This window comes from Deinococcus sp. AB2017081, assembly GCF_034440735.1.
Taxonomy (GTDB): Bacteria; Deinococcota; Deinococci; order Deinococcales; family Deinococcaceae; genus Deinococcus; species Deinococcus rufus.
In genome coordinates this window covers 2,725,624-2,749,872 of sequence record NZ_CP140098.1, presented here as the reverse complement: position 1 = coordinate 2,749,872, position 24,249 = coordinate 2,725,624, and the positions used below count along the sequence as shown (strand labels likewise).

25 protein-coding genes, 1 other RNA gene and 1 pseudogene are annotated in these 24,249 nt (G+C 70.0%); 13 read left to right on the top strand and 14 right to left on the bottom strand.

The window, feature by feature from the left end; translation table 11 throughout:
* Positions 1-12: 12 nt before the first annotated feature.
* On the top strand, positions 13-765 hold the full coding sequence (locus U2P90_RS13350; RefSeq protein ID WP_295820628.1) for a WecB/TagA/CpsF family glycosyltransferase: 753 nt from the start codon (positions 13-15) through the stop codon (positions 763-765).
* A 30-nt stretch (positions 766-795) separates the two neighbouring features.
* Here U2P90_RS13350 and U2P90_RS13345 read toward each other — a convergent pair whose 3' ends face one another.
* From U2P90_RS13345 to U2P90_RS13335, 3 genes are read right to left on the bottom strand one after another with little or no spacing between them, the layout of a single operon-like run.
* Complete coding sequence (locus tag U2P90_RS13345; protein WP_322472511.1) at positions 796-2,088, bottom strand: aspartate aminotransferase family protein; 1,293 nt, start codon at positions 2,086-2,088, stop codon at positions 796-798.
* Positions 2,089-2,119: 31 nt separating this feature from the next.
* Complete coding sequence (locus tag U2P90_RS13340; RefSeq protein WP_322472510.1) at positions 2,120-2,590, bottom strand: DinB family protein; 471 nt, start codon at positions 2,588-2,590, stop codon at positions 2,120-2,122.
* Entirely contained in the window at positions 2,584-3,093 is a 510-nt protein-coding gene (locus U2P90_RS13335; protein ID WP_322472509.1) for a DinB family protein, read from the bottom strand. The genes U2P90_RS13340 and U2P90_RS13335 overlap by 7 nt, the downstream gene beginning before the upstream one ends.
* Before the next feature lie 41 nt (positions 3,094-3,134).
* Between U2P90_RS13335 and U2P90_RS13330 the strand changes: the two genes are divergently transcribed.
* Entirely contained in the window at positions 3,135-3,485 is a 351-nt protein-coding gene (locus U2P90_RS13330) for a DUF4180 domain-containing protein (protein ID WP_322472508.1), read from the top strand.
* A 7-nt stretch (positions 3,486-3,492) separates the two neighbouring features.
* Here U2P90_RS13330 and U2P90_RS13325 read toward each other — a convergent pair whose 3' ends face one another.
* Entirely contained in the window at positions 3,493-5,070 is a 1,578-nt protein-coding gene (locus U2P90_RS13325; protein WP_322472507.1) for an L-glutamate gamma-semialdehyde dehydrogenase, read from the bottom strand.
* A 221-nt stretch (positions 5,071-5,291) separates the two neighbouring features.
* Between U2P90_RS13325 and U2P90_RS13320 the strand changes: the two genes are divergently transcribed.
* Positions 5,292-5,519 carry a hypothetical protein gene (locus tag U2P90_RS13320; protein ID WP_295820613.1) on the top strand — a complete coding sequence of 76 codons (228 nt, stop codon included), beginning with the start codon at positions 5,292-5,294 and terminating at the stop codon, positions 5,517-5,519.
* Position 5,520: 1 nt separating this feature from the next.
* Here U2P90_RS13320 and U2P90_RS13315 read toward each other — a convergent pair whose 3' ends face one another.
* The 7 genes from U2P90_RS13315 to truB form a co-directional block, all read right to left on the bottom strand.
* Positions 5,521-6,408: an ROK family protein gene (locus U2P90_RS13315; protein WP_322472506.1), complete on the bottom strand. Its 888-nt coding sequence runs from the start codon at positions 6,406-6,408 to the stop codon at positions 5,521-5,523.
* Positions 6,405-7,907, bottom strand: coding sequence for a DUF4127 family protein (locus U2P90_RS13310; protein WP_322472505.1), 1,503 nt, complete (start codon positions 7,905-7,907; stop codon positions 6,405-6,407). Before U2P90_RS13310 ends, U2P90_RS13315 begins: the two co-directional genes overlap by 4 nt.
* A gap of 233 nt (positions 7,908-8,140) precedes the next feature.
* The gene (locus U2P90_RS13305; protein WP_322472504.1) at positions 8,141-9,496 is read right to left on the bottom strand and encodes a S8 family serine peptidase; all 1,356 of its coding nucleotides are present in this window, start codon (positions 9,494-9,496) and stop codon (positions 8,141-8,143) included.
* A gap of 315 nt (positions 9,497-9,811) precedes the next feature.
* Complete coding sequence (locus tag U2P90_RS13300; RefSeq protein ID WP_322472503.1) at positions 9,812-11,179, bottom strand: NAD(P)(+) transhydrogenase (Re/Si-specific) subunit beta; 1,368 nt, start codon at positions 11,177-11,179, stop codon at positions 9,812-9,814.
* 2 nt (positions 11,180-11,181) lie between these two features.
* A complete protein-coding gene (locus U2P90_RS13295) occupies positions 11,182-11,496 on the bottom strand; it encodes an NAD(P) transhydrogenase subunit alpha (RefSeq protein WP_322472502.1) in 315 nt (104 codons plus the stop codon).
* Positions 11,497-11,516: 20 nt separating this feature from the next.
* Complete coding sequence (locus U2P90_RS13290) at positions 11,517-12,644, bottom strand: NAD(P) transhydrogenase subunit alpha (RefSeq protein ID WP_322472501.1); 1,128 nt, start codon at positions 12,642-12,644, stop codon at positions 11,517-11,519.
* A 106-nt stretch (positions 12,645-12,750) separates the two neighbouring features.
* Positions 12,751-13,686, bottom strand: a complete 936-nt coding sequence (gene truB / locus U2P90_RS13285) for a tRNA pseudouridine(55) synthase TruB (protein ID WP_322472500.1) — start codon at positions 13,684-13,686, stop codon at positions 12,751-12,753.
* Between the two features lie 78 nt (positions 13,687-13,764).
* Here truB and U2P90_RS13280 point away from each other — a divergent pair, with 78 nt between their 5' ends.
* The 3 genes from U2P90_RS13280 to rnpB all read left to right on the top strand — a co-directional run bounded on the left by U2P90_RS13280 (position 13,765) and on the right by rnpB (position 15,420).
* The gene (locus U2P90_RS13280; protein ID WP_295820591.1) at positions 13,765-14,139 is read left to right on the top strand and encodes a hypothetical protein; all 375 of its coding nucleotides are present in this window, start codon (positions 13,765-13,767) and stop codon (positions 14,137-14,139) included.
* Positions 14,136-14,894, top strand: a complete 759-nt coding sequence (locus tag U2P90_RS13275) for a pseudouridine synthase (RefSeq protein WP_322472499.1) — start codon at positions 14,136-14,138, stop codon at positions 14,892-14,894. The genes U2P90_RS13280 and U2P90_RS13275 overlap by 4 nt, the downstream gene beginning before the upstream one ends.
* An 88-nt stretch (positions 14,895-14,982) precedes the next feature.
* Positions 14,983-15,420: RNase P RNA component class A (gene rnpB, locus U2P90_RS13270), an RNA gene on the top strand.
* A 30-nt stretch (positions 15,421-15,450) separates the two neighbouring features.
* On the opposite strand, the gene U2P90_RS13265 is transcribed toward rnpB, so the two are convergent.
* A complete protein-coding gene (locus tag U2P90_RS13265; RefSeq protein WP_322472498.1) occupies positions 15,451-15,816 on the bottom strand; it encodes a DUF423 domain-containing protein in 366 nt (121 codons plus the stop codon).
* A gap of 382 nt (positions 15,817-16,198) precedes the next feature.
* Here U2P90_RS13265 and mraZ point away from each other — a divergent pair, with 382 nt between their 5' ends.
* From mraZ to U2P90_RS13230, 7 genes and pseudogenes are all read left to right on the top strand, one after another.
* A complete protein-coding gene (mraZ, locus tag U2P90_RS13260; RefSeq protein ID WP_322472497.1) occupies positions 16,199-16,627 on the top strand; it encodes a division/cell wall cluster transcriptional repressor MraZ in 429 nt (142 codons plus the stop codon).
* Between the two features lie 14 nt (positions 16,628-16,641).
* Positions 16,642-17,535, top strand: coding sequence for a 16S rRNA (cytosine(1402)-N(4))-methyltransferase RsmH (gene rsmH / locus U2P90_RS13255; protein ID WP_322474703.1), 894 nt, complete (start codon positions 16,642-16,644; stop codon positions 17,533-17,535).
* On the top strand, positions 17,532-17,918 hold the full coding sequence (locus U2P90_RS13250) for a hypothetical protein (RefSeq protein ID WP_322472496.1): 387 nt from the start codon (positions 17,532-17,534) through the stop codon (positions 17,916-17,918). The genes rsmH and U2P90_RS13250 overlap by 4 nt, the downstream gene beginning before the upstream one ends.
* The gene (locus U2P90_RS13245; protein WP_322472495.1) at positions 17,909-19,255 is read left to right on the top strand and encodes a peptidoglycan D,D-transpeptidase FtsI family protein; all 1,347 of its coding nucleotides are present in this window, start codon (positions 17,909-17,911) and stop codon (positions 19,253-19,255) included. Before U2P90_RS13250 ends, U2P90_RS13245 begins: the two co-directional genes overlap by 10 nt.
* 531 nt (positions 19,256-19,786) lie before the next feature.
* Entirely contained in the window at positions 19,787-20,356 is a 570-nt protein-coding gene (locus U2P90_RS13240) for a 3D domain-containing protein (RefSeq protein WP_322472494.1), read from the top strand.
* Between the two features lie 141 nt (positions 20,357-20,497).
* The gene (locus tag U2P90_RS13235) at positions 20,498-21,685 is read left to right on the top strand and encodes an ABC transporter permease (protein WP_322472493.1); all 1,188 of its coding nucleotides are present in this window, start codon (positions 20,498-20,500) and stop codon (positions 21,683-21,685) included.
* Between the two features lie 249 nt (positions 21,686-21,934).
* Positions 21,935-22,956, top strand: a pseudogene (locus tag U2P90_RS13230) (DUF4384 domain-containing protein).
* A gap of 65 nt (positions 22,957-23,021) precedes the next feature.
* Here the strand turns inward: U2P90_RS13230 and U2P90_RS13225 are convergent.
* Both U2P90_RS13225 and U2P90_RS13220 read right to left on the bottom strand, forming a co-directional pair.
* On the bottom strand, positions 23,022-23,567 hold the full coding sequence (locus tag U2P90_RS13225; protein WP_322474702.1) for an NUDIX hydrolase: 546 nt from the start codon (positions 23,565-23,567) through the stop codon (positions 23,022-23,024).
* Positions 23,568-23,593: 26 nt separating this feature from the next.
* Entirely contained in the window at positions 23,594-24,223 is a 630-nt protein-coding gene (locus tag U2P90_RS13220) for a MazG family protein (RefSeq protein ID WP_322472492.1), read from the bottom strand.
* Positions 24,224-24,249 lie beyond the last annotated feature (26 nt).

Below are 24,249 nucleotides of genomic sequence, written 5' to 3'. Positions count from 1 at the left end.
AATCCCGGCAGCATGACCGTCTCGCCCCTGCCCACGCGGCTGTCGCTGTTCGACCTGCCGCTCGATCCCGTCACGCTCGACCAGGCCCTGGGCCAGCTGGGCACCTGGATGTTCCAGGAGGCCCGCGCCCCGCACACGGTCGTCACCCTGAACCCGGAATTCATCGTGCAGTGCCAGACCCAGCCGGACTTCGTGAAGGCCATCCAGGCCGCCGATCTGGTCACGGCCGACGGCGTCGGGATCGTGTGGGCCGCCCGGCAGCTGCTCCAGCAGGAGGTGCCGCGTGCGCCGGGCTTCGACCTCGTGACCGGCCTGATGCAGCGCCACCGGGGCGACCTGAAGGTCTTCTTCCTGGGAGCCAAGCCCGGCGTGGCCGAACTCGCCGCGCAGAACGCCGCCCGCGACTACGGCATCGGGGTGGCCGGCACCCACCACGGCTATTTCGACCTGCCGGAAGACCAGCGGGTCGCGGAACTCGTCGCCGCCAGCGGGGCGCACCTGTTGCTGACCGCCATGGGCGCGCGGCGGCAGGAGACCTTCAACCAGTACTGGCGGCAGGTCATGGGCGTGCCCGTCATGATCGGCTGCGGCGGCGTGCTGGACGTGCTGGCCGGCAGCGCCCAGCTTGCGCCGGACTGGACGCGCCGCATGGGCGTCGAGTGGATCTGGCGCGTGGCCGGCGACCGCAAGCGCTGGGGCCGGGCACCCCGGCTGTTCCAGTTCACGCAGATGGTGCAGGCGGAGAAGAGACGACCGAAGGGCTGAGGGACGAGTATTGAGGGATGAGGTCGTGGCTCAGCCCGGCACGTCCGTCAGTGCGCCGTCCAGCAGGTTCAGCAACTCCTTCACTTCGTCCGGTGTGATGCTCAGCGGCGGCCCCAGCAGGAGGTGGTCGCCGCGCACGCCGTCCACCGCGCCGGTGCCGGGATAGGTCAGCAGGCCGCGTTCCCGCGCCGCCGTCGCCACGCGCTCCGCGAGGCCGGGCGTGGGGGAGGCCTGTCCGGTGGCCGGATCGCCCAGCACCACGCCCAGCAGGAGGCCGTGGCCGCGCACCTCCAGTATGTGTGGGTGGCGGTCTTTCAGAGCGTGCAGGCCCGCCAGGAGCTGTGCCCCCCGCTCCCGCGCCGCGTCGACCAGCCCCTCCCGCTGCACGATGTCCAGCACGCTCAGGCCCGCCGCCACGCTGACCGGGTGCCCGGCATACGTGAAGCCGTGTTTGAAGGCCCCGCTGCCGTCCATGACCGTGCGGTACACGTCCGCACTCGCCATGACGCCGGCCAGGGGTGCGTAGCCCGCCGCGAGGCCCTTACCCAGCACCACGATGTCCGGGGTCACGTCGCCGCCCAGGCGCACGGCCAGCGGTGCTCCGCAGCGGCCCATGCCGCTCATGACCTCGTCCGCGATGAACAGCACACCGTACTCCCGGCAGATCGCCGCGATCCGTGCGTGGTAGCCGGGATTCGGGGCCAGCGCCGCGTCCGACGCCCCCACCACCGGCTCGCACATGAAGGCGGCGACCGACTCCGGCCCCACGGCCTCCAGCACGGTTCGCAGGCGATCGGCATCATCCTCGCCGGACAGCGACGGATCGGGTTTCGGCAGCTTGGGCCATGCCTCCTCACGGATCAGCGGCGTGTACACCTCGCGCCGTGCGCCCATGCCGGACGCCGCCAGGGCGCCCAGCGACGCCCCGTGATAACTGGGCACCCGCGTCACGACCCGGTAGCGCCCCGGCTCGCCGCGTTCCACGTGGTACTGCCGGGCCAGCTTGATCGCACTCTCGCTCGCCTCGGAACCGCCCGACACGGCCCACAGCCGGAAGTCAGGCAGGGCCAGGAAGGCCGCGAGGCGGGTGGCATAGTCCTCCAGCACATCGCTTGTGAGCTGCGAGCCGTGGACGAAGGCGAGCGTGCGGGCCTGCGCCGCCATCGCCTCGGCGACCTCGTCCCGGCCGTGCCCGATGTTTGCCACGAGCGCTCCGGACGAGCCGTCGAGATAGCGGCGGCCAGCGGCGTCGTAGATGTAGATTCCCTCGGCCCGGACGGCGGTGGGGTAGGATCTGGTGCTGCGGTAGAAGACGTTGGACATGGAGTTCCTTGCGGGGATCACAGTCGGAGGCTCACCACGTGTCCCCACCGCCGGGGGGCGGCCACAGGCCCAGCGCCTGCCGGATCGAGACGACCTGACCCAGGTGGTACACGCCGTGCCCGGTGAAATTGACGAGGATGACGCCCCACGGCTGTCCCTGGGGCGTGGATGTGGAGGCGAGGTCGGGGTCGCGGGCGAGGTCGCGCAGTCTGGCCTGGGCACCGAGCAGGTCACGGCGCAGGGTGTCCCACTCGCCGGGATCGGGCCATCCTCCGGCTGCGTGTTCGGGCCACGGGCGGGCGGTGCCTGTGGCCGCGTCCAGCAGCCACTGTTGCCAGAACTGGACGTGGGCCACGACCTGCGCGACCGAATGCGGCAGTCCGGCGGGCACGCGGGCGGCGTCCCCGGCGCTCAGGCCCTCCAGGGCGGCGTCCCACGACACGTTCGCGCGGCCGCCCCGGAACAGGTTCCCGACGGCCCGCATGGCCGGGTCGTTCACCACGTGTCGCCGCCGCCGGGTGGGGGCCACGCGCCCAGCGCCTGCCGCACCGTCACGATCTGCCCGAAGTGGTGCGCGGTATGCAGGGCGAAGTCGGCCAGCAGTTCCCCGATGGTCTCCTCGTGGTTCACGGGGTTCGCCAGGTCGGGCCGCGCGGCATGCGTGTCCACGCGGGCCAGCAGTTCATAGAACTCGTTGCGGACACGGCCCCAGTCGGCCGCTCCGACCTCCGGCCACGTGTCGGTCGCGTGTTTCGGGTACGGCTGCGCCTCGCCCATCTCGATGATGTCGAGCATCCAGCGGTTCCACCAGTTCACGTGTGCGACCAGTTCAGCCACCGAATGCGGCAGGCCCTCCGGGCGGGTGGCGGCCAGCTCGCCGTCCAGGCCACTCAGGGACGCCTCGACGCCCACGAAGGCCTGTCCGCCCCGGAAGAGTTTCGGCAGCAGGCGGGCGAAGGCCAGCTGGGCGCGGGCCGCGCGGTCGTCGGGGGTGGGATCGGTCATGCCGTCAGTCTCGCACTGGTCTGGCCGGGTACGCTGCAGCCATGAAGAACTCCGGTGCGCCCCGCGTGATCGCCACCGCCCGCGACCTGAGGGTGCCGGTGCTCACGTGGGCCGAGGTGAACACGGTGGTCGGTGCGGCGCTGGGCGTGGACGGCCTGATATTGACTGAACACGACGTCGCGCCCGAGTTCTTCGACCTGCGCAGCGGACTGGCGGGCGAGACCTTCCAGAAGTTCACGAACTACCGTGTGCCCGTGGCTGTGGTCGTCCCCGACGCCGCCGCGTACGGCGGGCGCTTCGCCGAACTGGTTCACGAGCACCGCCGTCACCCGCTGATCCGCATCGTCTCTTCCGAGGCCGAGGCGAGGGCGTGGCTGGAGTCGTTGCCGTGAATCCATGTCAGTACCGCTGGGCGACGGTCTTGGTCTGGAGGAACCAGAACAGGTAATCCGGGCCGCCCACCTTGGCGTTCGTGCCGCTCATGCCGTAGCCGCCGAAGGCGTGTGTGCCCGACAGCGCCCCGGTGCACTTGCGGTTGATGTACAGGTTGCCCACGTGCAGCCGCTGCCGTGCCGCCGCGATCTTCGCCGGGTCGCGGCTGTAGAAGGACGCGGTGAGGCCATAGTCGCTGTCGTTCGCCAGCGCGATGGCGTGCTCCCAGGAGTCGGCCCGCGTGAAGGTGAGCACCGGCCCGAAGATCTCCTCCTGGAACAGCGGATCGCGGGGATCGACATCGGCCAGGATGGTGGGGGAGACGAAGCCGCCCGTGCGCCCGCCGGTGTCCGGCCGGTCGCCGCCCAGCACCAGCCGTGCCGCGCCGTGGTCGGCGGCCAGCATGTCCATGATCCGCGCCGCGCTGCGCTCGTGGATGACCGGCCCGAGATCGGCGTTGTCTTCCGGCAGGCCGCCCTTCAGGCCACGGGTCAGGGCCGTGACCTTCTCCAGCAGTTCGTCGTGGATGCTGGCCTCCGCGATCACGCGGGAGCACGCACTGCACTTCTGGCCGCTGTAGCCGAACGCGGCTTGCACGATGCCCAGCGCGGCAGCGTCGATGTCGGCGTCGGCACAGACCACCGTGGGGTCTTTCCCGCCCATCTCGGCGATCACGCGCTTGAGCCACTTCTGGCCCGGCTGCACCTTGGCGGCCCGCTCGTAGATCCGGCAGCCGACGGCCCGGCTGCCCGTGAAGGCGATCATGCGCACGCCCGGATGGTCGACCAGCGGATCGCCCAGCACGTCGTTGGTGCCGGTCAGGAACTGGATCACGTTCCGGGGCAGACCCGCCTGGAACAGCAGCTCGACCATCAGGTAGCTCGACAGCGGGGTCTCGGGGGCAGGTTTCCACAGCACGGTGTTCCCGGCGGCGATGGCTCCCAGCGCCATGCCCAGCGGGATCGCGCTGGGGAAGTTCCACGGGCTGATGCACGCGATCACGCCCAGCGGTTCGTAGTGCATGGTGACGTGCTCGTCCGGCATGGGGTAGACCGGCTTGCCCTGCGCCCAGCGAAGCGTCTCACGGGCGAAGACCTCGAAGTGATCCACGCTCTCGGCGACCTCGCCGTCGGCCTCGGCCCAGTTCTTGCCGTTTTCCAGGGTCATGACGGCGTTGAACTCCAGTCGCCGGGCCCGCAGCAGGTCGGCGGCCCGCTTGAAGATGCTCGCCCGTTGCAGGGGGTCGCTGAAGCGCCAGTCCTCGAACGCGGTCTGGGCCGCCTGCACGGCGCGTTCCAGCTGATCCGGCGTGGCGTTCTGGAACGTCCACACGACCTCGCGTGTGTCGGCCGGATTCACGACATCGGTGGTGCCGCTGCCCTGCTCCTCCCGCCCGGCGATCAGCAGGGGGAACGTGCGGCCCACATGGGTCTCGCGCACGGCATGGAAGGCGGCCCGCTGGGCGTCCGCGACGGCGGGGTCGGAAAAGCGGTGGTAGGGCTCGTGTTCGAAGGGCAACAGGCCCGCGCTCAGGGTGTCGGTCATGGCTACGCTCCTTGTGGTGGCGCGAGCGTAACACGTCGCCTGGAATGGCGGAAGAGGCGCTGTCAGACGGCAAATATCGGTGGTGCTTCCCGGTCTGGCGACCCCGTGTTCGACCCGGCGGCTTTGCACATGTAAGGCGGTCATGCCCCGGTCATATATCGCCGGTCACCCTCCAGGCACAGACCCGGGACAGGGTCTGCGCCCGGCCCCAGGAGGTCACGATGCATGTCCCGGCAGTTCCGCACGGTTCCCATCCCATCGGCAATTACCGCGTTCAGCTCGATTCCGGCGTGGGGGGCACCTTGATCGAGGTGCAGGTCGCCGGGCGGTGGCACCTCGTCACGCCCCGCACCCCGGACGAGGGCCGGACGCTGATCGCGCTGCTGCACTCCCCGTTCGCCACGGTCGAGGACGGCTGGATCGTCGGCCGCCGCTCGCCCACACCGTAGGTCAGGGGCTCCTGCCGGCCCACAGCGCCGCCCCGATCAGGCCGGCGTCGCCACCGAGCTGCGCATGAACGACCTCGGGCCGGTAGCGTTCCGGAAAATGGGTCAGGGCCGTCCGCACCCGTTCCAGATAGCCGCCGCGCAGGCCCACACTGCCCCCCAGCGCCACCCGCGTGATGCCCAGCAGGGCGGCCACATCGGCACACTTCCACGCGATCATGGCGGCTGACCGGGCATAGATCGCCGCTGCGCCCACGTCGCCGGATTCGGCTGCGTCGCACAGGGCGCGGGCGTCCGCGAACCCCAGAGCCGTGGCCTGCCTGCCCAGCGCCGTGCCGCTCGATTCGAACTCCAGCGGCCCCAGGTCGCCCAGGAGCGGCACCGCCACGCCGGGGGTCCACACGGCGGGCACGCTCACGAAGCCCAGTTCGGCGTCCAGGCCGTTGCCGGCCAGATGCAGGCGCCCGCCCAGGATCAGCCCGGCCCCCACCCCGGTGCTGACCGTCACGAACATGAAGTCCGGGGTGTCGCGGCCCGCCCCGACCTGGGCCTCGCCCCATGCGGCGGCGCGGGCGTCGTTCAGGGCGCGGCACGGCAGGGTCAGCCCGTGCTCCACACGCTCGGCCAGGGGCACGTCGATCCAGCCGGGGAAGGTGTGCGTGGCGGTCGCCGTGACCCGCCCCTGCGCGACGGCACCCGCGCACGCCACGCCCACCGCGGCTGCGTGCGCGGCCAGCGGGGCGGCCAGCGCCAGGGCAGTCGGGATCACGGCGTCCGGCGTGGAGGGCTTCGGGGTCGCCGCCTGCACCCGCGCGGTGATCCGGCCGTCCTCGACCAGCGCCGCCCGCATGGAGGTGCCGCCGATGTCCAGCGACAGCAGGGCCCCGCTCATGCGCGGCCCCCGACGGTCAGCGGGAAGACGCCCGTGAACAGGCGCGGCCACGCCAGATGGGCGCGGCCCACCTCCAGCGGCAGGCCGGTGCCGGCGAAGTGCGTGTCCCACAGCGCCCGGATGCGCGGCGTGATCAGCTCGCGCAGGTGCGCCTCGGCCGCTGCCCGCTGGTCGCCCAGGTCGAAGGGACTGGGTGCCACGAGCCGCCCCCGCACCTCGGCCCGGGTCTGGCCCTGGTACAGCGCGTCGTCGACCATGCGGGCGAACAGCGCTCCGGTGTGGGCCGATCGGTCGGTGACCGCCGCCGCCAGCTTCCCGAAGGCGATGGCGCTGCCCAGCGTGTTGCCCGCCGTGTTCCACGCGCTGTAGCCGGCCAGCTGCGCCAGCGGCAGCGTCTGCATGAGTGTCCACAGTCGCCACTCCGCGCCGTTCGGATACGCGATGTCGGCCACGCTGACCGTGCGGCCGGCGCGCAGGTCGTCGCGCAGCGCGTCGACAAACGCGGGCAGGTGCCGGTGTGCGGTGTCCACGGTGGCGTAGTCCGGCTGCCGGTGTGCCTGCCGCACCCCCGGCGTGTTGACCGCCAGGACGAACTCCGCCTCGGCGGGGGTGTCGGCCAGCACGCAGCCGGCGGCCCGCAGGTGGGCCCGGACGAGTTCGCCGGCCGGGCGATCCTCGTAGGCCATGCCCGTGCGCGCGCCGTCCAGACCGCTGTAGCGCACCCACACCCGTGCCGGCGCGGGGTGTAGTGCCCGGGCGATCAGGGCACACGGCACCTCGTCCGCGCCGGGGTAGATGTCCAGGTGTTCCCACACGCCCAGGGCGTCGGCGCGGGCCTCCAGCAGCCGGCGGTCGTGGGCGGCCAGACCGTACTCGCTCGTGTCGTCCAGGGTGATGCACAGGTGGTTCAGGACGCCGGCGTGCAGCAGTTCCAGTGCCCGCAGGTGCAGGGTCCGGTTGCGCTCCCGCGTGGCCAGCCAGTCTGCCAGGATGTCGGCCGGAATCGCCGCGTGCGCTGCGTCCAGGGCGCTGCGTTCCCCCTCGCCGTGCCGGGCGTGGCGGTCGAAGGCCGTCGAGTAGGCCCGCAGCTCCCGGCCCCACTGGCCGTAATACGGCTTTTCCTCGTGAGGATCGTTGTCGTGGGCCACCCGCACGATCACGCCGAAGGCCAGGATCTGTATGCTCGGATGGACATCCCGGATGCGGCGCAGCACCTCCAGTCGTCCCAGCGCCGTGTCCAGGCGGTCGGAGACGCGCCGGGCGGGGATCATGCCGCCCAGACACAGGGTCTCCAGACACACGACCAGCACGTCCGCCATGGGGGCCTCGGCCTCCAGCCAGCGGCCCAGGAGACCGGTGTCGCCGGGGGTGTGGAAGTCCGGCAGCGCCGCCGGGGGTGGCACCGCCACGTCTGTGCCGGTCATGCGTGCCAGCGCGGCGGGCAGCTCCAGGGTCGGGGGGCGGGTGTCGGGCGGGATCAGCAGCACACGGGAGGGCATCCCGCCCAGCGTAGACCACTCCGGCACGGCAGCGCCCCGCCGGACTCCGGCGGGGCGCTGTTGAAATCTGTGCTGGCGCGACTCAGGCGGCCAGGGGTTTGGTGCGGGTGTCCTTCCAGATGCCACGGCTGCCGGCACGGAGGAGGTCAGGACGCTCGGTCGAGGAGGACGGCACGGACAGAGTGGGCTGGGGCCGGACGGGACGCTCTACGTGGATGGTCTGCATGAAGGCCTCAGCGGAACTTCGCGGCGAGCGCACTGACGTTCAGCGTGCCGGCCCCCAGTTCGGGGTTGTAGATGGTGTCGAGGTTCGGCTTGGCACTCGTCTGCACGGCGGAGGCCACCACGCTGCTGGTGACGCCGGCGGACATCGCCAGGGCCAGGGCGCCGGTCACGGCCGGCGCGGCGAAGGACGTGCCGCTGGCCTTCACGAGGCGGCTGTCGGGGAAGGTGGTGAGCACCAGCTCGCCGGGCGCGGTCATGGTCATGTTCTTGGCGTACTGACTGAACGCGGACTTCTTCAGGGTCAGGTCGACGCTGCCCACCGAGATCAGCCCGCTGTTCAGGGGAAGCTGCGTGGTGCCCAGGGCGGCGCCGGGGTACACGATGCCCTGCGTGCCGGCGTTGCCGCTGGAGTTGACGACCAGCACGCCCTTGGCAAGTGCTGCAGCGATCGCCGTGTTCAGGGCGACCGAGTTGCTCGTCGCGCCCAGCGACATGTTGATGATCTGTGCGCCGTTGGCGACGGCCTTGTTCACAGCCGAGGTGACCACGGAGATCCGGCCGGCGCCCATGGGGTTCAGGACCCGGTACGACTGGAGGGTCGCCTGGGGAGCGATCTGGAGGATCACGCCGGCGACGGCTGTGCCGTGACCGTACTTCATGGCTCCAGTCGGATTTTCCTCCTGAGGCGTGGCGTCACTGGCCACGAAGTCCCAGTCGTTCACGGTGTCGACGCGGTCGCGGAGCAGCGGGTGATTCAGGTCGATGCCCGTATCCAGCACCGCGACCCGGACGCCGGCCCCCAGTTCGGGAATCCGCCGCTGTCCGTCAGAGATCCCCAGCGCGTTCCAGTATGCGGAGGCGCTGGCCAGATCGGCGCTGTTCAGGAAGCTGGCTCCACCGGCCCACGTCAGCGCACCGCCGGCCCACGTGGTCAGGCCGCCCGCCCACGTGGTCAGGCCGCCGGCCCACGTCGTCAGGCCCAGGGCCTCCGCTTCGGGATCCTCGGCATTCAGCACCTTCATGACTGCGTCGTCCTCGACCGCCAGGACGCCGGCGTCCAGCTGGCCCAGCCCCTGGGTCTTCAGGCTGCTGCTCGACAGGGTGCGGGCGGTGGCGGCCGGCACCGCGACGACGGCGCGGCTGGTGGCATGGTCGAGCACCAGCACCTGTGCGCCGGGCAGGGTCGAGGTCAGGCCGGCGCTGCTCACGCCAGGGCCGACCCGGAGGGTCACCAGCTTGTCGCCCGCACCCGCACCCACCGGCACCGGCGTGTCTGCGACCTGCGGCGTGGTGCCGCAGGCAGTGATCGCCATGGCCATGACGGCCAGGGACATGAGGCTAAGGGGTCGGGTGCGTGTGGTCATGGGGGTGGCCTCCGGAAAGTGCGGCTGGTTCTCCGATCGGGGGAACCGTGAAGTTCTACACACTGAGTCTCCGGCAGGTGTGTGACTGTCCCGTGACCACCACGTGGGAACGACCGATCCCCCCCTGGGGGGGATTACGGGGGAATTCGGCGACACAGCCGGCATTTCCGGCCAAAGTCACATTCAAGTCACAATGCGGTGCGCTGTGACCCCCGTGCGTCCAAAAGAACCGTGCTGGTGCTGGAATCGTCGTGTCAGAGTTCTGTCAGGATGGCTGCCGGGACGTGTCCGCCCGGCACGTCGGCCCCGGCAGGATCACCCCATCGTCTTGAGTGTGGTGACCACGTCCGCGATGACCTGCTGCGCGCTGCCATACAGCATGCTGGTGTTCTCCTGGTAGAACAGCTCGTTCTCGATGCCGCTGTAGCCGGCGCCCCGGCCGCGTTTGACCACGATGACCTGCGCGGCGCGGTCGGCATCCAGGATCGGCATGCCGTAGATGGGACTGCTCCTGTCGTGCCGCGCCACCGGGTTCACCACGTCGTTGGCGCCGATCACCAGGGCCACATCGGTCAGGGGGAAATCGGCGTTGATCTCCTCCAGGTCGAAGATCTTCTCGTAGGGCACGCCGGCCTCGGCCAGCAGCACGTTCATGTGGCCCGGCATGCGGCCCGCGACCGGGTGGATGGCAAACCGCACGTCCACGCCGGCGTCTTCCAGCAGCCTCGCCATCTCCTGCACCTTGTGCTGGGCACCGGCGACCGCCATGCCGTAGCCGGGCACGATGATCACGCGCTGGGCGTAGCGCATGGTCGCGGCGGCGTCCAGGGCGCTGAGTTCGCGCATGGTGCCTGCCACGCCGCTCCCGCCGGCCAGCGCCTCGCCGGTCATGGGCGTGAAGATGATGTTGCGGATCGGGCGGTTCATGGCCCGCGCCATCAGCTGCGTGAGCAGGGTGCCCGACGCGCCGACCACGATCCCCGCGATGATCAGCGCCGGGATGCCCAGCACGTAGCCCTCGAACCCCACCGCCAGGCCCGTGAAGGCATTCAGCAGCGAGATCACGACCGGCATGTCGGCCCCGCCGATGGGCACGGTGAGCACCACCCCGAGCACCAGCGCCAGCACGAAGAACGGCACCAGCACGGTACCCGACGCGCCTGCCGCGACCGTCACTATCCCCAGCAGCACCACGATGGCGGCCAGCACGGCGTTCACCGTATTCTGGGCCGGTAGCCGCCACGCGCGCTTCACAACGCCCTGCAGCTTCAGGAAGGCGACCACCGAGCCGCTGAAGGCCACTGAGCCGATCAGCGAGCCCAGCACGGCCAGGGTCGCGGGCAGCGCTCCGGTGATCTCGCCGCGCGCGAATTCCAGGGCGGCAATCGCCGCCGCCGCACCGCCGCCCATGCCGTTGTACACGGCGACCATCTGCGGCATGTCGGTCATCTTCACGACCCGGCCCAGGTACCACGCCGCGCCGCCGCCCAGCAGGATCGCCAGCAGCATCAGGCCGATGTTGCGCAGGCCAGGGCTCAGAACCGTTACGACGGTCGCGAGCACCATGCCCACACCCGCCCACACGATGCCGCGCCGCGCCGTGGCCGGCGACGCCATGGCGCGCAGACCCAGGATGAACAGCGCCGCCACCACGACATACGTCAGGTCGATGAAGGTCTGCATGCCTACTTCACGCGTTCCGCATCCGGCATGGCGGAGGCTGTAGGCCGGTCGCTGCGGAACATCGCCAGCATCCGCTCGGTGACCACGTAGCCGCCTGCCGCGTTCGCCGCGCCCAGCAGCACCGCAACGAAGCCGATGGTCTGTTCCAGGGGGGTGACGGCGTGCCCCAGCGCGACCATAGCACCGACCAGCACCACGCCGTGCACGAAGTTCGAGCCGGACATCAGCGGCGTGTGCAGGATCACCGGCACCCGCGCGATCACCTCGTAGCCGGTGATGGCGGCCAGCATGAAGATGTACAGGTAGAACAGATCCATTCCGGTGTCCTCCAGGGAGATCAGGTCAGGTTCAGGGTCTGGCGGACGCGGTCATGAACGACCCGCCCCGCGTGCGTGAGCGCCGTGCCGGCGATGACCTCGTCGTTCCAGTCGAGATTCAGCGCGCCGCCGGCCAGGGCCGGAGCGATGAAGTTCAGCAGGTTCTTCGCATACATCTCGGAGGTGTGCACCGGCATCCGCGACGGCACGTGGGTGGGGCCGACCACGCGCACGCCGCCCAGCACGACCTCCTGATCGGCCACGGTGCCCTCGACGTTGCCGCCGGTCTCGGCCGCGAGATCCACCACCACCGAGCCGGGGGCCATGCCCGCGAGCATGGCCCCCGTGACGATCACCGGAGCGCGGCGGCCGGGAATGGCCGCCGTCGTGATCACCACATCGCTGTCGGCCACCGCCCGCGCGAGCTTCTGCGCCTGGGCGGCGACCTCGCCCTCGGTCAGTTCACGGGCATAGCCGCCGGTGCCGGCCGCGCTCACGCCGGTATCGACGAACCTCGCGCCCAGCGACTCGATCTGTTCCCGGGTCTCGGGCCGCACGTCGTAGGCCGACACGACCGCCCCCAGGCGCCGCGCCGTGGCAATCGCCTGGAGGCCAGCCACACCGGCCCCCACCACCAGCGCCCGCGCCGGCCGGATGGTGCCGGCCGCGTAGGTGAGCATCGGGAAGAACTTCGGGGCCAGCGACGCCGCGATCAGGGCCCCCTGGTACCCGCTGGCCGCCCCCTGCGACGACAGCACGTCCATCGCCTGGGCCCGTGAGATCCGCGGCAGCAGCTCCATGGCGAAGGCTGTGATTCCCCGGTCGGTCAGGGCCTGCACCCGCGCCGCACTGCCGTACGGCTGGAGCAGCCCCAGCAGCACGCTCCCGGGCCGCAGCCGGGCCAGCACCTCGTCTGGTGGCGGCCCCAGCGTCCACATCAGGTCGGCGCAGGCCAGCACCTCGGCCGCCGAATCCACCCACGTCACGTCCGGGTAGGCATCTTCCGCGAAGGGCGCACGGGCCGCCGCACCACGCTGCATCACGACCGCTGCGCCCAGCCCGGCCAGTCTGCGGGCCACGTCTGGCACCACCGGCACCCGGCGCTCGGCCGGATCGTCACTGACCACCACTCCCACCACTGCTGCCATGCGCCTCCCGAATGACTCGTTCGTCGTGACTGCTGCTGCGTTGTCGGTGATCCACCCTATCCCGCCGCACGGCTGCCCGGAAAGGGCCGATCGTCCGGGTGCGGGGTCAGCCGGCCCACGCCCGGACGACTTTCAGCGTCTGACCGTCACCGTCCACCACGGCGACCAGCGCGCCGTCCAGCGTGACCACGTGGCGGCCCACGGCCGGGTGCGTGGGGCGCTTGCCCTGGCGCAGGTGCAGGGCCAGCGCGGCACCGGCCTCGATGCGGGGAAACTCCAGCGCGTCCAGATCGTCCAGGCCGGTCGCGTCCTGCACGGCATCCAGGGGCACGGTGTCCTGAAGGTGGTGGCGGCCCACGCGGGTGCGCACCAGTCCGGCCAGATGCGCGGGCACGCCCAGTGCCGCGCCCACGTCGCGGGCCAGCGAGCGCAGGTATGTGCCGCTGCCGACCCGCGCCCGGAGCAGCAGCGTGGGGTGCTCGCCCAGCGGCTCGGGCAGCGTGAACGTCCGTCCGGCGTCGTCCGGCGCCCAGCCGTCCGGGGTGGGGGAGAAGGTGCGCGGCGCGGCCTGCACGCTGGGGAAGGTGCCCAGCAGTTCCAGCTCGTGGATCACCACGGGTCGGGCGGGCAACTCGATCTCGCCGCCGGCTCGCGCCACCGCGTAGGCCCGCACGCCGCCGACCTGAATCGCCGAGTACTGCGGGGGAATCTGCTGCTGTGGGCCGGTGAAGGTGGCGAGCACGGCCCGGATGGCCTCCCCGTCCAGCGGTGGCACGTCCCCGGTCACGTCCACCGGCCCCTCGGCGTCCAGCGTGACAGTCGAGGCCCCCAGCGCCACCCACGCCAGATAGTCCTTGCTGTCGGCCTCCATGAACTGCACGACCTTGGTGCTGTCGTCCACCGCGAGCACCAGCACGCCGGTCGCCAGGGGATCGAGCGTGCCGGTGTGCCCCACGCGCTTCGTCCGGCGGGCACGGCGGGTGCGGTCGACCACGTCGTGCGACGTCAGCTTCAGGGGTTTGTCCACGGCGATGACCGGCATGTGGCCGAGGCTACCAGAGCGGATCGTCTGCCCCGGTGCGGCGGTGGGTCTGTCCGGTGCGGGTCTACACTGATCGGCGTGTTGCGTGCCGTCTATGCCATCACCGGTCTGCTCTTCGTGCTGACCGGCCTGTACCTGTACTTCCTCCCGCCCGGGGTCGCCGCGCTGCTGGGCGTGGCTCCCCTGTGGCTGGCCCGCGCCAGTGGGGGCGTGGTGCTCGCATGGGGTGCGGTCACGCTGGCCGGCAGTGCCCGGCCCGACACCCTGCGAACCGGGGCGCTGGTGGGCGGCAACCTGCTGCTGGTGGCGGCCCTGCTGCCGCCGGTGATCGCCCAGGGCGGCGTGCTGCCGGCCGCCCTTCGCACGGTGCTGCTGGGCGTCGCGGCGGTGCTGGCGGTGCTGGCGGTGCTCGCCGTGGTCAGCCATCCGTCCGTCCGGCGGCGGGGCCTGTGAGCGAGCGTCTGCACAAGCGTCTGGCCCGGGCGGGGATTGCCTCGCGCCGCGCGGCCGAGGCCATGATCACCGCCGGGCGCGTCAGTGTGAACGGCGTGACCGCCACGCTCGGCCAGTCCGTCACCGACGCCGACGACGTCCGCGTCGACGGCCAGCTGATCGAGCTGGAGCGTGCCCCGGCCCGCACCTTCGCGCTGTACAAAACCACCGGGTACGTCACGACCGCCAGCGACGAGTACGGCCGCCGCACCGTGCTGGACGCCATGCCGCCCCTGCCCGGCCTGCACCCGGTCGGCCGCCTCGACCGCGACTCCGAGGGCCTGCTGATCCTCACCACCGACGGCGACCTGACCCTGACCCTGACGCACCCCCGCTACGGCCACGAGAAGGCGTACCGCGCGTGGACCGACGGGGAACACGACCCCACCGCCGACGAGCTGGACGCGCTGGTCGAGGGCATCACGCTCTCGGACGGCCCGGCCCGTGCCATCAGCGCGTCCCCGGCCACGGGCGGGGCGTTCATCGTGCTGGGCGAGGGCCGCAAGCGTCAGGTGCGCCGGATGCTCGCCGCGATCGGCCACCCGGTCGTGCGCCTCATGCGCTACCGCACCGGCGGGCTGTGGCTCGGCAATCTGGATGTCGGGGAATACCGCGAACTCGGCCCGGACGACATGGCCGACCTGCTGCGCCCCACTGGGGCCGGCTCGCCCAACTGGGACAGGAACTGGGAACTCATGCGCAGACGCTGGGGGTGAGGAGTGGGGCGGAGAAAGGAAAGACGCACCGGACAGCAGGTCTGGTCATTCCTGATCCTCCGGTTTCCATCTGCGCTATCCTCGCCACGCGGGGGAATGCACGGCCGCGCCCGGGCGTGAGCCCTGGTGAGGAAAGTCCGGGCACCGCAGGGCAGGATGCCAGCTAACGGCTGGTCGGCGAGTCGAGCGTCCACCCGAGCGCCCGTACGGGTGGGAAGCGGCGAAGCCGAAGGACAGTGCCACAGAAACCAGACCGCCAGCGTGCAGCGTGCAGAACGTGGAGCCCCGGCGCGGGTGGCCCGCTGGTCAGGGTGAAACGGTGCGGTAAGAGCGCACCAGGCCCGCAGGAGACTGCGGGCGTCTGGTAAACCCCATCCGGTGCAAGACCCGACAGTGCGCGAGGGCGGCCCGCCCGATGACCGCCAGGATGGTCGCTCGAGGCGCCCTGGCAACAGGCGTCCCAGAGAGATGGCCGCGCAGCCACGCAAGTGGCGGACAGAACCCGGCTTACAGTTCCCCCGCACCACCAGACCCCCGGCGGAAAGCCGGGGGTCTGTTATGCCCGCCGGGCGTCCAGCGCCGCCAGCACGAAGCCGCCGATCATCAGCACGCCGCCGATGGGCGTGATCGCCCCCAGCCAGCGCACCCCGCTCAGCGCCAGAACATACAGGCTGCCGCTGAAGATCACGGCCCCCAGCGTGAGCCACAGCCCGGCACGCTGCGGGCGGCCGGTGCTGCCCAGAGCGATCAGGGCCAGCGCGGCGTACATCTGGTAGCGCACGCCGGTCTCGAAATTCGCCAGCAGTTCGGCAGTCAGCTGTGATTTCAGGGCGTGGGCACCGAAGGCCCCGAGGGCGACGCCGAGTGCGGCGAGTACCGCACCCGCCTGAAGGGCGGGAAAGAAACGGGGCTCAGGAGTCATGCATGCAGGGTAGGTCGGGGGAGGGAGTGGGAACGTCCTGCCGGTGGGGCCGGGTGGGGGAGCAGCGTGGAAGCCCATTCCCCACGGCCTCCAACCACCGCAGAAGGTGGTACTTTATGCGTCAGGGACGGCACTGCGGTGACTCCGGCCCGCTCCGCACCCTCTGCTGCACTTCGGCGCTCCGGGGGAACCCAGTGGGAAAACGGGACGGGTTCCGGGGGAAAGCGGGGGAAAACGTGGGAACGGGTGGTAAATCGTGGTAGGGCTTGTTACACTCCGTGCAACAGCCTGAAACGGTTCCTCATGCACCTTTTCAGGCTGATCGGCCTGCCTGCTCCGCGCCACGTCTGGTGGGACGGAGTGGGAACGCAAAGGAGTGAGGTTGCCGTTCGGAGAGTTCCCGTACACCATCGACGACAAGGGACGTGTGGTCATGCCACCACCGTTCCGCGAGTTCGTCGAGGACGGGATGATCCTCACGCGCGGGATGGAGGGCTGCCTGTACGTCTTCCCGCTGGCGAGCTGGCGGCGCGTGGAGGAACAGCTCGAGGGCCTGCCCCTGACCGACGCCGAATCGCGATCCTTCGTGCGCTTCTTCTACTCCGGCGCGAACAAGGCCCGGCTGGACAACCAGAGCCGCGTGTCCATCCCACAGACCCTGCGTTCCTTCGCACAACTCGACGGCGACGTGATCGTGGCCGGAGCGCCGGGGCGGCTCGAACTGTGGAGTCCCGCGCGCTGGGAAGCCGCCATCACCGCCGTGCAGGACAACCCGCCCAAACCCGAACTCCTCAGCAATTTCGTGGCCTGACCGTGACCGATTCCATGACCGATCCCACTCCATCCCCCCTGACCCACCGGCCGGTGCTCGCCGCCGAGGTGATCGAGGCGCTGGCCCCCGCTCCGGGCAAGGTGTTCATTGACGGCACGCTCGGCGGGGCCGGGCATACCGGTCTGCTGCTCGATGCCGGCGCGACAGTGTATGGCATCGATCAAGATCCCTACGCGCTGGAGCGTGCCCGCGCCGCCGCCCGGCCCGGTCTGACCGTGCTGGAGGGCAACTACCGCGACATGCGGGCGCTGCTCGCGGCGGCCGGCGTGAGCGCCGTCGACGGCGTGCTGCTCGACATCGGCGTCAGCTCCTTCCAGCTCGACGACACCCGTCGCGGCTTCTCGTACCACACCGACGCCCCGCTGGACATGCGTATGAGCCAGTCCGGCGAGAGTGCCGCCGACGTCGTGAACACCTATCCCGAGGAGGAGATCGCCGCGATCATCTACGAGTACGGCGAGGAACGTCACTCGCGCCGCATCGCGCGGGGCATCGTGTATGCCCGCGAGCGCACCCCCATCGAGACGACCGTGCAGCTCGCAGACATCATCAAGCGCTCGTATCCAGGCTTTTCCAAGGGCATCCATCCGGCGCGGCGGTCGTTCCAGGCGCTGCGCATCCATGTGAACGACGAACTCGGAGCGCTGCGCGACGGTCTGGCCGGGGCAGAGGCGCTGCTGGGGCCCGCTGGGCGGCTGGCGGTCATCTCCTTCCATTCTCTGGAAGACCGCATCGTGAAGCGCTTCATGCAGGGCAGCGAGATCCTCAGCCCATTGACCAAGCGTCCGGTCGTGGCGACCGAGGCTGAGCAGGCGGAGAATCCGCGTGCCCGCAGCGCAAAACTCCGCGCAGCCGAACGGCGCGGGCTGGCCGGGGCGGCCCTGTGACCGGCCGGCGGCTGCACTGGCCCACGCTGGATACCAGTCCCGGCACGTGGCGGGGGCGGGCACTGCGCTACCTGCTGATCTACCTGCTGCTGCTGCTGGCGCTGGTGGGGGTGCGCTACATCAACCGTGACGTGCGCCCCACCCTGCGGGCGGCCGTGGCGCAGGAACGGCAGCTGCTGAGCCGGCGCGAGGAGCTGGCCCTGGAGATCCAGTCGCTGTCGAACGTGCAGCGGATCCGCCAATGGGCCTTCGCCAACGGCATGCACCGCTTTGCGGAGGCCGGCAAGACCAGTCAGACCATCCCGGCGATCCGTCCGGGCAGCGCTTCCGACACCCCGTCATCATCGCCCCGTACCGTGGAGGTCAGGACCGAGTGGAAGTAAAGATCCGGAACCGTTCCCGCGTCATGCAGTTCATCGCCACCCTGATGTTCCTCAGCCTGGTGTGGGCGTACGCCCAGCTGGAATGGGGCACCCCCCAGGGCGTGAAGGTGAAGCTGTTGCAGGCGCGAGGCAGCATCGTCAGTGCTGACGGCAAGGTGCTCGCCCGCAGTGTGGGCGACCGGCGGCTGTACCCGCAGGGCCAGCTGGCCGGGCAGGTGCTGGGTATCCTGGGCAAGAGTCAGGGGCTCGAGGGGCTGGAGTATGCCTTCGACCGGGAGCTGGCCTCGGGTCAGGATCTGAAACTGACCATCGACACCGGCATCCAGGCGGCAGCCGAGTCGGCGCTGGCGCGGGCGGTGCCCAAGCACCAGGCCGAGTACGGCTCGGTCGTCGTACTCGATACCCGCACCGGGAAGGTGCTGGCCGCGGCGAGCTACCCGCCGTTCGATCCGAACGACTGGCGGCCGTACCCGCAGGAGGCACGCCGCAACCGCCCCTTCCTGGACGTCTTCGAACCGGGCTCCACCATCAAGGGGCTCGTCGTGGCCGCCGCGCTGAACGAGGGCCTGACCACGCCGGGCACGTCCTACAGCACGCCCATGCGCCGGCATGTCGGCGGGCGCTGGGGCAGCGTCATCAACGACGCAGTCGACCACCCCCCCAGCCTGACCACCCAGGGCATCCTGCGGTACAGCAGCAATGTGGGCATGAGCCACATCGTGGAACCCTTCACGCCGCAGAAGATGCGCGATTACCTCACCGCGTACGGCTTCGGCACCTACGTGAACATGCCGACCGTGCCCAGTGCCAAGGGCTCGCTCCAGCCGCTGCGGCGCTGGGACGATCTGGTGCGCGCCACCAACGCCTTCGGACAGGGGATGAGTTCGACGGTGCTGCAGCTCGCCGCGGCCTACAACGCCCTGGCGAACGACGGCACCTACGTGTCGCCGCGCCTGATCGAGGGGACGGCTGGCGACCGGCGCACGGTGCTCCGTCCCGAGACGGCCCGCGTGACCCGCGACATGCTCCGCAAGGTCATCGAGGAAGGCATCCCCGGTATGGCGGGCATCAAGGGCTACGAGATCGCCGGCAAGACCGGCACGGCGCAGGTCGTCGTGGATGGCCGCTACTCCTCGACGCTGTACGACAGCGTGTTCGCCGGATTCTTCCCGTCCACCGCCCCGCGCGTGACGGTGGCCGTGATGGTGCACGGTGCCAAACACGACTATCACGGAGCCCAGCTGGCAGCCCCGATTTTCAAGGACATCTCGACCGAGGTGCTGTCGAGCTGGGGTGCCGCGCCCTCCCTCAAGGAAAACACCACCCAGGCCCCCTGATGGTGACCTCCCTGGTGGCGGTCACCGGGCGGCGACCGGGGTGCTCGGCGCACCGGTCACCGCAGATCTGACATGTGAGTCCTGTGAGAGTCTCGGGGACTGTCCCGAGGACTTCGGGTGTACCGGTGAAGTGACATTGGGTGACTGCTGGGTCAATTGTCAATCCCTATACATTGATGCCGGACTTTTGGATCAAACGTCAGGGTTCGGTGGGTCTGACGGGCCAATAAGCCAGAAACATAATGAGAGCATGAATGAGTAGATGAGATAAGATCTCATGAAGTGCAGACGTCTGGTACGACGTTGTTCGTAGATTCATGGAATCACAGAGATATTCTCTGCTCATCAGATGAGTCGTTCGGCCCCATCTTCTTAGAAAATTGCCATGTGACCCCCTTAGTCTCATCTTCGAAGTTCAGGGGGGTCGTTGTCCCTGCCCACAGGCTTCAGTGCCCGTCCGCAGACCACATCCGGGTGGGCTGATCATCGCCGCCCCGGATGCGAGCATCGTCAATCGTACCAAGGAGAGTCATGTCCCACGTCCTACTGCGCTGGATGACGTCCATCGCTTGTGTTATGACGGCCCTGGCCGGGGCCACCCCCGTGCTGCCCGATCCGTCGCTGGCGGCGGCTGCCGTCCAATCTGCCCTGAGTGTGCCGCAGACCGCTTCCTCCCAGGCGGAGGCCGCCACACTCCGTGCGGCGGCGGTCGCCCAGACCGAGGCGGCATCGCGCACTGTGCCCAGCGACACTGTGGCCTACACGCCGGTGCGGGGCAAGGTCGCCATCGTGCGGGCCACCGCCTACAACAGCATCCCCAACCAGACGGACTCCACGCCGTTCATCACTGCCACCGGCACCCGCACCCGTCCGGGAGTGGTCGCCCTGAGCCGGGATCTGCTGCGGCAGTTCCCGTACGGCAGCCGGATCATGATCGAGGATCTGAGCGGACGGTACAGCGCCCAGCTCAAGGGCCGCGTGTTCATCGTGGAGGACACGATGGCGGCGCGGAAGACCAACAGCCTGGATATCTGGATGACCACGCGCAGCGAGGCCATGCGGTTCGGTGCCCGGCAGGTGCGCATCACCGCCGTACGCTGAACGGCCGTTACCGACGAGACGCGGGCGTTCCCCAGGGAACGCCCGCGTCGCTGTGCTCCGTCTGGCGCGGCACCGGCCGCCACGACGCCGGTGGACGGCACTGCGGGCGTGGCGCGGGGGGTCTGCTATCCTCCGCTTCGCATGTCCACCGTTCCCCGCGCCGAATCTCAGACTGCCCTGGCGTGGTCGCTGGCCCGCGCCCACCTGGGACGACGGCGGATGCAGAACGTGCTGACGATCCTGGGCATCGCCGTGGGCGTGATGGCCCTGATCGCCGCGTTGAGCCTGACCAACGGCTTCACGCGGGCGCTGGTCGACGCGACCCTGCGGGCCAGCCCACACCTGAGCCTCACTGCCTTTACGCCGGCCGTCCGTGACCGCGAACTCGAAGCTGCCCTGAGGACGGATCCGGACGTCCAGGCCTTCACGCCCTTCGTGGCTGACAAGGGGTTGCTGACCCGGCCGGCCGGCGATGGCCGCCGCGCCGGCTTCGATTTCGTGACGCTCTTCGGCGTGACGCCTGATGCCTCGCGGGTGCTGCAGCTCCAGCCGGAGGAGAGTCAGGTGCTGTCCACGCTGAAGCCCGGCCAGATCATGCTGGGATCGGCGCTGTCCCGCTCGATCGGGGCGTTTCCGGGTGATGAGCTTCGCCTGCTGAACAGCACGCAGCGCCGAACCTCCCTGCGGGTCGCCGGGCTGTTCACGACCGGGAACTATTTGATCGACAGTGCCTACGCGTTCACGGCGCTCGAGACCCTCCAGACGCTCCAGGGCACTGCCACGGTCACCGGCTATCAGCTGCGGCTGCACGACCCGGATCGGGCACCACAGGTGGGCCTGCGCCTCACCCGGGTGAGGTCGTACAGCCCGTTGCCATGGCAGGACATCTACGGCACGTTGCTCGATCAGCTCTCGCTGCAGAAGAAGGTCATCTCCTTCGTCGTGTTCCTGATCGTGATCGTCGCCGCCTTCGGGATTGCCAACGTCCTGACCCTGGCCGTGTTCGAGAAGACCCAGGAGATCGCCATCCTGCGGGCCATCGGGGCCACCCGCAGTCTCATCACCCGGGTGTTTCTGTTCGAGGGGCTGGTGCTGGGGATTGGCGGTCTGCTGGTCGGTAATCTGCTCGGGCTGGGAATCAGCGCGTACTTCACGGTTCGACCGTTTCAGCTGCCCGGTGACCTGTATTTCCTGACGTCGCTGCCGGTGGAGGTGCGCTGGACGGATCTGCTGGCCGTGAACGCGATGGGGCTCGGCACGACCCTGCTCGCTGCCCTGATCCCGGCCCGCCGCGCAGCGGGAATCGAGCCCGCCCGGGTCATCCGCTGATCCCCGGACGCGGGAGCGAGCGGTTCGAAGATGAGCGTCCACGCAGGTGCCACGGCCGCGGATGGGCGCCGGGCTGGACGTCAGTACGCCCACTCAGTCCGTGCGGACGGCGACCTGGACGGCAACGGGCCCAGGCTGATCCAGCCGGTCATGCACCTGACGGTGACCTGAAACACTATTAACATTCCACCCAGGGAGGCTCATGGCCCGTCATGTTCCCCCCCGTAGGCTTCATGGCGGAGGTACCACATGAACAAGCTTCTGATGATCCCCGCGGCCCTGCTGCTCTCGACCGCCGCTGCCGCCCCGAAGATCAGTGCCCAGAGCATCATCGTCAACCCGACCACCCCCGATCTGACGGTCGCCGTCCGGATCGACAAGGACACCAGCGGGAACCAGAACCCCGCGTACAAGGTCGGGGACGGCATCACCGTGAGCGCCACCGTGAACCGTGACGCCTACGTCTACCTGTTCAACGTGAACCCCGACGGCACCGTCGACCAGATCCTCCCCAACCGCCTGAGTGCCGAGAACCTCGTCAAGGCCAACACCACCAAGTCCTTCCCGGCCGAGGGCGACAACTTCAAGTACACCGTCGCCGGCCCCATCGGGCAGAACAAGGTGCTGGCCCTGGCCAGCCTGACGCCGCTGAACCTCGACCAGCTCAGCTCCTTCAAGACCCAGCAGGATCAGTTCGCCACCGTGAACGCCAAGACCCAGGCCGGCCTCGCGCAGGCCCTGAGCATCGTGGTCACGCCGCTGCCGCAGAACAGCTGGGTCAGCGACACGGCGTTCTACACCGTGGCGGCCGTGAACCCGGTCGCGACCGGCAGCCTGTTCATCGGCACCAACGTGGCCAACGCGACCGTGATCCTGAACGGCCAGCGGCTGGCGGGGCGAACGTCACGTACTCCAACCTGCGGGCCGGGAACTTCCCGATCCGGGTGCAGGCCCCCGGCTTCCGGGACTACACCACCACCGTCTCGATCCGTGGCGGCACCACCACCAACGTGAACGTCGAGTTCGCGCAGGTCGTCGCGCCGACCCCCGCCCCCGCCGCCAACTTCACCGTGAGCATCCGCAGCGGCGTGAACGGTGCCCGCGTGTTCGTGGACGGCACCGAGGCCGGCACCATCCGCAACGGTGGGCTGGACGTGCAGGTGTCGCGTGGTGCCCACGAGATCGTGGTCATCGCCCCCGGCTTCCGCACCTTCATGAGCACCTACAATGTCACCACCAACGGCCAGATCACCATCAACCAGGTGCGCTGAGTCCCTGAGCAGGTGACCGCCCCCTCCGCGAATCGTGCGGAGGGGGCGGTTCCGTTGTCTGATCGCTAGCGGGGGCCAGCGCCCAGCAGGTCGTGCAGCACCCGCGCCGTCATGCCCCAGATGTCGTGACCTTCCCAGGGGTAGGTGTACAGCGTGACCACCGAGCCGTCCGGCAGCGAGCGCTGTTCCTCGCGGGGCACGATGGCCCGTAGGTCGCTCACGCGCGGAAGCAGCAGCTTCACGACCTCGGCCGACAGGTGCAGCGCCGGCTGGGCTGGCAGGCGGGCCAGCACTGGCGTGACATGAAAGCCGATCGGCGTGAATACGTCGTCCAGCTCTCCGAGCACTGTTACGCCCGCCGGATCGAGACCGACCTCCTCCTGCGCCTCACGCAGGGCGGCTTGCACGGGGGTCTCACCGGCGTCCAGGCTGCCGCCGGGAAAGCTGACCTGCCCCTTGTGGGTGGGCAGATCCGCTGACCTGACTGTGAGCAGGACGCGAGGATCAGCCTCGCGGGTCAGGCCGACCAGCACGGCGGCGCGGCGGTAGTCCGGCAGGTGCAGGGCGGCGCGCTGCCGACCGGAGGCCCATGCCTGCCAAGGGTCGAGCATGACATCGTCGGGGAGGGGGGGCGTACTCAAGTGTCCCCGCCCTCGGGCAGGGCCTCCAGGCGCTGCTGCGTGTGCTCGCGCAGGGCGAGTTCCGCGTCGATGCCGTGGGCGCCGGCCCACGCGACCACCGCCGCGAGCACCTGCGCGATGCCCTCGCCGGAGTCCGGCGCCGTGTTCAGCACCGCCTGCACCTCGGCACGGGTGCCCCGGTGCCCGGCCAGCCGCTGGGTCTGCGCCTCGCGGGACAGGGCCCCCAGGCCGCTGGGAACCCGCTGGGCCGGCCGCCGGGGTCGATCCCCGTGCTCGGCGGCCTTGATGGCCTGCCACGTGCTCACGACCTCACGGCTGTCGGCGACCGTGGCGTCCCCGAAGACGTGGGGATGACGGCGGACGAGCTTCTCCACGATGTGGCGCTCGACATCGGCGTAGGTGAAGGAGCTGTTCTCCTCGGCGATCACGCTGTGGAAGGCCACCTGGAGGAGGACGTCGCCCAGTTCGCCCGCCAGCTCGGCTGTCTCGCCGGCCGTGATGGCATCCACCGCCTCGGCCGCCTCCTCCAGCAGATAGGGTCGCAGGGACTCGTGCGTCTGTTCCTGATCCCACGGGCACCCGCCGGGGCCGCGCAGGCGGCGCATGATGGACAGCAGTTCCTGCATGGAGGCCATGCTACCGCGCTGGTTTC

Excerpts from the sequence above, each read along its gene's own strand:
- U2P90_RS13225 (WP_322474702.1), bottom strand. The coding sequence starts at position 23,567 with ATGCTCGACCCTTGGCAGGCATGGGCCTCCGGTCGGCAGCGCGCCGCC.
- rsmH (WP_322474703.1), top strand. The coding sequence starts at position 16,642 with ATGACCGATCCCACTCCATCCCCCCTGACCCACCGGCCGGTGCTCGCC.
- U2P90_RS13305 (WP_322472504.1), bottom strand. The coding sequence starts at position 9,496 with ATGACCACACGCACCCGACCCCTTAGCCTCATGTCCCTGGCCGTCATG.
- U2P90_RS13335 (WP_322472509.1), bottom strand. The coding sequence starts at position 3,093 with ATGACCGATCCCACCCCCGACGACCGCGCGGCCCGCGCCCAGCTGGCC.
- U2P90_RS13300 (WP_322472503.1), bottom strand. The coding sequence starts at position 11,179 with ATGCAGACCTTCATCGACCTGACGTATGTCGTGGTGGCGGCGCTGTTC.
- U2P90_RS13265 (WP_322472498.1), bottom strand. The coding sequence starts at position 15,816 with ATGACTCCTGAGCCCCGTTTCTTTCCCGCCCTTCAGGCGGGTGCGGTA.
- U2P90_RS13350 (WP_295820628.1), top strand. The coding sequence starts at position 13 with ATGACCGTCTCGCCCCTGCCCACGCGGCTGTCGCTGTTCGACCTGCCG.
- U2P90_RS13220 (WP_322472492.1), bottom strand. The coding sequence starts at position 24,223 with ATGCAGGAACTGCTGTCCATCATGCGCCGCCTGCGCGGCCCCGGCGGG.
- U2P90_RS13290 (WP_322472501.1), bottom strand. The coding sequence starts at position 12,644 with ATGGCAGCAGTGGTGGGAGTGGTGGTCAGTGACGATCCGGCCGAGCGC.
- truB (WP_322472500.1), bottom strand. The coding sequence starts at position 13,686 with ATGCCGGTCATCGCCGTGGACAAACCCCTGAAGCTGACGTCGCACGAC.
- U2P90_RS13315 (WP_322472506.1), bottom strand. The coding sequence starts at position 6,408 with ATGAGCGGGGCCCTGCTGTCGCTGGACATCGGCGGCACCTCCATGCGG.
- U2P90_RS13330 (WP_322472508.1), top strand. The coding sequence starts at position 3,135 with ATGAAGAACTCCGGTGCGCCCCGCGTGATCGCCACCGCCCGCGACCTG.
- U2P90_RS13310 (WP_322472505.1), bottom strand. The coding sequence starts at position 7,907 with ATGCCCTCCCGTGTGCTGCTGATCCCGCCCGACACCCGCCCCCCGACC.
- U2P90_RS13240 (WP_322472494.1), top strand. The coding sequence starts at position 19,787 with ATGTCCCACGTCCTACTGCGCTGGATGACGTCCATCGCTTGTGTTATG.
- U2P90_RS13325 (WP_322472507.1), bottom strand. The coding sequence starts at position 5,070 with ATGACCGACACCCTGAGCGCGGGCCTGTTGCCCTTCGAACACGAGCCC.
- U2P90_RS13235 (WP_322472493.1), top strand. The coding sequence starts at position 20,498 with ATGTCCACCGTTCCCCGCGCCGAATCTCAGACTGCCCTGGCGTGGTCG.
- U2P90_RS13320 (WP_295820613.1), top strand. The coding sequence starts at position 5,292 with ATGCATGTCCCGGCAGTTCCGCACGGTTCCCATCCCATCGGCAATTAC.
- U2P90_RS13295 (WP_322472502.1), bottom strand. The coding sequence starts at position 11,496 with ATGGATCTGTTCTACCTGTACATCTTCATGCTGGCCGCCATCACCGGC.
- U2P90_RS13345 (WP_322472511.1), bottom strand. The coding sequence starts at position 2,088 with ATGTCCAACGTCTTCTACCGCAGCACCAGATCCTACCCCACCGCCGTC.